Here is a 798-nt window from a genome sequence, read left to right on the forward strand (position 1 = left end):
CCCCGCTCGGACTTTCTGGACTGGTGGGTGATGCCGCGCGCCACCAAAGAGCGCATGGCCGGCTTCAAGGCCGCGATGCGCGCCTCGGGCGTGGGCCTGGCCTCGCTGCAGCCCATGTACCGCTGGGCCAGCCCGTTTGAAGACGAGCGCCAGTGGGCGATGCGCTGCTGGAAGAAGGCCATCGAGGTGGCGGTGGAGATGGACTGCTCGCTCATGGTCTCCGAGTTCGGCCGCGGTTCGTCGCCCGAGCGTTCGGTGGGCGAGCGCCCTGGCGCGAACACCAAGGAGATGTGCGAAGCCGCCTGGTTCCGCAGCATGGACGAGCTGCTGCCTGTCTTCGAGAAGGAAGGCATCACGCTGAGTGTGGAACCCCACCCCGAGGACTGGATCGAGACGCTGCAGCCGGCGGCCGACATCGTCAAGAACATCGGCTCCAAGGCGCTGAAGCTGTCCTACATCGCGCCGCACACCTTCTATTACGGCGACGACATGGCCGGGATGATCAAGGAAGCGGCGCCGGTGCTGGCGCACGTGCGCGTGGCCGACACCTTCAACCACAAGAAATCGAGCCAGCTGCGCTACATCGTCAACCCGCCGGGCTCCACGCAGATCCGGGTGCACCAGCACCTGGACATGGGCCAGGGCGAGATCGACTGGGACGTCTTCTTCCAGACCCTGGCCGAGGTGAAGTTCGACGGCGTGATGTCGTCCTGTGTCTTCGCCTGGGAGGAGCGCGCCGAAGACTCCAGCCGCTTCATGCGCGCCGAGATGCAGCGCTACCTCGACAAGTTTTCCAAC

Annotated in this window: 1 protein-coding gene; it reads left to right on the plus strand. The window is 65.5% G+C overall.

Going from position 1 to position 798, the window contains the following annotated elements; genetic code table 11:
• Positions 1–798 (plus strand): sugar phosphate isomerase/epimerase family protein (locus tag RCO38_RS24215; RefSeq protein ID WP_308331156.1); only part of this gene is annotated, 798 nt, incomplete at both ends.

The organism is Hydrogenophaga pseudoflava, assembly GCF_031020795.1.
Classification (GTDB): domain Bacteria; phylum Pseudomonadota; class Gammaproteobacteria; order Burkholderiales; family Burkholderiaceae_C; genus Hydrogenophaga; species Hydrogenophaga pseudoflava_A.